This is a genomic window from Streptomyces sp. WELS2 (assembly GCF_013870595.1).
Lineage (GTDB): Bacteria > Actinomycetota > Actinomycetes > Streptomycetales > Streptomycetaceae > Streptomyces.
Genome location: NZ_JACBWZ010000532.1, coordinates 1 through 4,470, shown reverse-complemented (window position 1 = coordinate 4,470; position 4,470 = coordinate 1). Strand labels below are relative to the sequence as shown.

Sequence of the window (4,470 nt, the reverse complement as noted above, 5' to 3'; positions counted from 1 at the left end):
ACGACGGGCGGCGGTCAGGCCGGTGCGACCGGCGCCGCACACCCTCCGGTCCCCGGGCGCCGTACCACGTCGGCCGGGGCCCCGGCCGACGAGCCCGGCAGCGACGACGAGGGACCGACGAACCGCTCGAAGCGCTGACACCACGGCGCGGGCCGACCGGCACGGGGGTCGTCCAGCGATGTCGTGGTGCGGCCCGACCGGGCCGGTCACGGGATGCCGGACGCGCTGGAGCGGTCGTCGGCGTCGCCCGGGCCCTCGGGGTGCGGGCGTGGCCTGGGTGGCGGGGCCTCGCCCGCGGTGAGGTGTTCGAGGACCTCGACCAGTTCCTGGCAGGCCCTCTCCACCGAGTCGCGGGTGTTGCGCTGCTCGATGATCACGGCGGACAGCAGCAGCGCGGTCAGGGCGGTGGCTCCGTTGAACGCCTGGAGTTTCAGCATCACCTCGATCCGGCTCAGCCCGGCGAACGCGCCGACGCCGTCGGTCGCGGCGACGGTGGCCACCACGGAGGTCAGCAGCGCGCAGAGCACGCTTCCCACCAGCTGGAAGCGCAGCGCGGCCCAGATGACGACCGGGTAGACGAGGAACAGCGTGCTGATCGGGCTGTAGACGGCCAGCGGCACCAGCAGGCAGGCGACGACGGACAGGGTGGCCGCCTCCCGCCGGCGGCCCGGGAGCAGCGGCAGGCGCGCGCGGTGCAGCGACAGCAGCAGCGGGGTGACGATCAGGACGCCCATCGCGTCGCCCACCCACCAGGCGAGCCAGACGGGCCAGAAGCTGCGGAGGGGCAGGCCGTCCGTCAGGACCAGGAAGCCGGCTCCGACGGTGGCGCTGATCAGCATGGCCGCCAGCGCGGCCAGGAACACCAGGGCGAGGCCGTCGCGTAACCGGCTGAGATCGGTACGGAAGCCGGCCCGGCGCAGCAGGAGCGCCGCGCACAGGGGCGCCGCGGTGTTGCCGGTCAGGATCCCGAGGATCTCTACGTCGGGTGTGGTCAGGGACGACACGGCGAGGAAGGCGCCGAGTGTGATGCCGGGCCAGCAGCGCAGGCCGAAGATCAGCAGGGCGGCGACGGCGACGCCGGTGGGCGGCCAGATGGGGGTGACGACGGCGCCCTCGACGGTCAGCTCGCGCAGCAGGCCGAGCCGGGCCGCCGCGTAGTAGCAGGCGGCGACGGCGACCACCCGGACGGCAAGGCCGCCCGGTCGGCGCGGCTCCTCGATACCCACCACAGCAGCCATCTCACACCGGCGGACGCGGGACGGCGAGGCGAGGCACGGTGTCGTCCGGCCCTATGGCTGAACCGGACCACCACGGAACCCGGCCGACCGAACGCCGGGCCGCCAAGGAATCCGGCCCACGGAACACCGGGCCGCCAAGGAGCGCACCACTGACCACCGGCCACGCCACTGGACACCGGCCACGCCGGAAGCCCGCCACCAGGAAGCCCGCCCGGCTCGACGTCCGGACGGCAAAGCGGCCGCCCGCTGACACACCGGCCACGCCGGAACCCCGCCGGCCGAGCACCCCGCCACCAAGGGACCCGGTCGGCCGAACACCCCGCCATCACGGGACCCAGTCGGCTGAACCCCCGGCCACCAAGGAAGCCGACCGCCGGGACACCCGCCACGCCGAAATCCCCGCCGACCGCGCACCCCGCCACAGGCAGCCCCGCCCACCGATCCCGCCGCCACACCCGGTCCGCTCGGTATCCGGTCGCCGCGGGAGTCGGCCTGGGCGGTCAGGCCGGGGTGCGGGGGCCGTCGAGGCCCACGACCAGGACGGCGGCGTCGTCCTCGTGTCCGACGCTTTCCGCGCCCCTGATCACGGCCGCCGCAAGCGCGTGGGCTTCCAGGCCGGCGACGGCGGCTATGCCCGCGAGCCGGACCACCTGGTCCAGGCCGTCCTCGATGTTCAGCGAGGGCCCCTCCACGACCCCGTCGGTGAGCAGTACGAACATCCCGCCGGTGGTGAGCCGGTGCCGGGTCACCGGGAAGTCGACGCCCCGCTCGATGCCGAGCGGTGGTCCGCCCTCGTCGTCGACCACCCCGGACTTCCCGTCGGCCGTGGCCCACACGAACGGGATGTGCCCGGCCCGTGCGCTCTCCAGCACCCCGGTGGCCGGGTCGAGCCGCATGAAGGTGCAGGTGGCGAACAGTTCGCTGCCCAGGGAGAGCAGCAGGTCGTTGGTGCGGGCCAGCAGCTCGCCGGGCTCCCCGGTGACCGAGGCGAGCGCCCGCAGTCCGGCCCTGACCTGGCCCATGAAGGCGGCGGCCTCGATGTTGTGCCCCTGTACGTCGCCGATGGACAGCCCTATCCGGCCGTCGGGCATGGTGAAGGCGTCGTACCAGTCGCCGCCCACGTTGAGGCCCAGGTTGGCGGGCGTGTACCGCACGGCGACATGGACGCCGGGGGCGTCGGGCAGGTCCCGGGGGAGCATGCCCCGCTGGAGGGCGATGGCCAGCTCGACCTGGGTCCGCTGGAGCCGGGCGCGGCGGCGCGCCTGGGCGGTGAGCGAACCGAGTCGGGCGAGCAACTCGTCGCCTTCGTCCGTGGAGCGCTTGCGGGGCATCGATCACTTCCGGCGGGGCGGTGACTCTCGGCGGGCCGGCAGCCCGAATTTTCAGCAAACGCCTAGATTTTACCTATTTAGGATGATCAGCGGATCTCGGAGTCGATTCCCGTGACCACCGCCGGTCCGAGCGGTGCGCTGCGTTCGTCCAGTCCCGCGTCCCGCAACGCCTCGTCGGCGAGCCGGCGGGCCGCCTCCTCGGCGTGCGGGCGGGTGTCGGCGTCGACGGTCAGACGCAGGGTGAAGGTGTTGTCGTCGTTGACGCTGAGCACGTCCAGGTCCTCCGCGTTGCCCATGCGGGTGCCGTGCGGATCGGCGGGCCGGAGCGCCCTGGCCAGCCGGGTACGGGTATCGGCCCCGATCCCGGCGGTGAAGGTGCCGGGGACGCTGATCACGTAGGTCGTCATGAGGCGGTCCTTTCCTCGGGCGTCCCCCCGTCTACCCCGATTCCGGGGCTTCGCACGGCCCCGGCGGGGCATCGCGCCCGGCCGGTCCGGGCGCCGCCGTCTCCGCGGGGCGCCCGCCGTCACTCGAACGGTGGACCTGTCCGTGTCGGCTCGCGGGGCGGACCGGGCGGGAATGGGAGATTACGGAGGCGGCCCGGCCCGCGTTCCCCCGCCTCCCGGGCCGCGCTCGCCGTCCTCCGTCGTCGCCCCTCGTCTTCCGCCGTCCTCCGTTGCCGTCCCCCGTCCCACGTTGTCGTCTTCCGTCGTCCCCCGATCCCGAAGTACCCGAAGGACATCCCATGCGCCTGTATCGTCGTCCGCTCGCCGCCGTGCTCGGCGGTCTCACCCTCGCCCTGACCGCCACGGGCTCCGCGCTCGCCGTCGACGGCACGTTCGCCTGGACCGGACCCGGGGGCAAGGCGTACGGCATCCAGAACCCGCCGGACAACAAGTGCTTCGACATGGCCCAGGAGGCGCGCGGGGCCCGCAACATGACGAAGAAGACCCTCGTCGTCTACGCCCGGAAGCGGTGCAAGGGAACGGCGACGCGGCTCGCCCCCGGCAAGTCGGCGCCCAGCGGCGCCCGTTTCGCCAGCGTCGTCTTCAACCCGCGCTGACCGGCACCGGGGCCGCAGGCTCCGCACCCGGGTGCGCGCCGCCGCGGAAAACCCGGTGGCGCGCGCCCGGGTCCGCGCGATAGCGTGCGGGACATGTCCAGCCCCGAGGCATCCAGACACTAGCCACCGGCCGTCCGGTGGCTTTTCGTCGTTCGCAGACCACCACCGGGCTGCCGTACTCCGGGTTCCGGACCGGCACGCACCTCTTTCTCCTCGTGCCTCCTCACTCGTCCGTGTGACGCGTCGCCCCCGTGCGGGCGGCGGTGCCGGCCGGGACCGCACGCGATGCCCCGCGCGCTCGGCCGTTCGTCCGCTCCCGGCCGCACTCACCGGTCGTGACCGTCGCGGGTCCCGCGTGCTCGCTACCCGTCCGCGACACGGTGTGTGGAGTCTTGATGCCTTTCGCTCTCTACCTGCTCGGCCTGGCGGTCTTCGCCCAGGGCACGTCCGAGTTCATGCTGGCCGGCCTGGTGCCGGACATCGCCCGCGACCTCGGGGTCTCGGTGCCCACGGCGGGCACGCTCACATCCGCCTTCGCCGTCGGCATGATCGTGGGCGCGCCGGTGGCGGCGCTGCTCGGCCGGCGCCGGCCGAGCCGGCAGTCGCTGCTGGTGTTCCTCGGGGTGTTCCTGGCCGCCCATGTCGTCGGGGCGCTGACCTCCGACTTCTCCGTCCTGCTCGCGACCCGGGTGGTCGCGGCCCTGGCCAACGCCGGTTTCCTCGCCGTCGGCCTCACGGCGGCGACCGGCATGGTCGCGCCGGACGCCAAGGGCCGGGCCAGATCGGGCTATGGCCAAGGGTAACAAGGTTGTCGGTTGTGTGGGGCCAAGTCCAGGGG

General features: G+C 73.7%; 4 protein-coding genes and 1 pseudogene. 2 read left to right on the top strand and 3 right to left on the bottom strand.

Features of this window, described 5'->3' with window-relative positions:
- Positions 1-206: 206 nt before the first annotated feature.
- The 3 genes from H5J33_RS24940 to H5J33_RS24930 form a co-directional block, all read right to left on the bottom strand.
- Positions 207-1,238, bottom strand: coding sequence for an MASE1 domain-containing protein (locus tag H5J33_RS24940; RefSeq protein ID WP_220212724.1), 1,032 nt, complete (start codon positions 1,236-1,238; stop codon positions 207-209).
- Between the two features lie 500 nt (positions 1,239-1,738).
- Positions 1,739-2,569, bottom strand: coding sequence for a PP2C family protein-serine/threonine phosphatase (locus H5J33_RS24935; protein WP_181797116.1), 831 nt, complete (start codon positions 2,567-2,569; stop codon positions 1,739-1,741).
- 86 nt (positions 2,570-2,655) lie between these two features.
- Entirely contained in the window at positions 2,656-2,976 is a 321-nt protein-coding gene (locus tag H5J33_RS24930) for a hypothetical protein (RefSeq protein WP_181797115.1), read from the bottom strand.
- A gap of 338 nt (positions 2,977-3,314) precedes the next feature.
- On the opposite strand from H5J33_RS24930, the gene H5J33_RS24925 reads away from it, so the two are divergent.
- Positions 3,315-3,632, top strand: coding sequence for a hypothetical protein (locus H5J33_RS24925; protein WP_181797114.1), 318 nt, complete (start codon positions 3,315-3,317; stop codon positions 3,630-3,632).
- A gap of 395 nt (positions 3,633-4,027) precedes the next feature.
- Positions 4,028-4,411 (top strand): annotated as a pseudogene (locus H5J33_RS24920) (MFS transporter); the annotation flags it as partial.
- Between the last annotated feature and the right edge of the window lie 59 nt (positions 4,412-4,470).

Coding starts and splice junctions, on each gene's coding strand:
- H5J33_RS24930 (WP_181797115.1), bottom strand. CDS start 2,976: ATGACGACCTACGTGATCAGCGTCCCCGGCACCTTCACCGCCGGGATC.
- H5J33_RS24935 (WP_181797116.1), bottom strand. CDS start 2,569: ATGCCCCGCAAGCGCTCCACGGACGAAGGCGACGAGTTGCTCGCCCGA.
- H5J33_RS24925 (WP_181797114.1), top strand. CDS start 3,315: ATGCGCCTGTATCGTCGTCCGCTCGCCGCCGTGCTCGGCGGTCTCACC.
- H5J33_RS24940 (WP_220212724.1), bottom strand. CDS start 1,238: ATGGCTGCTGTGGTGGGTATCGAGGAGCCGCGCCGACCGGGCGGCCTT.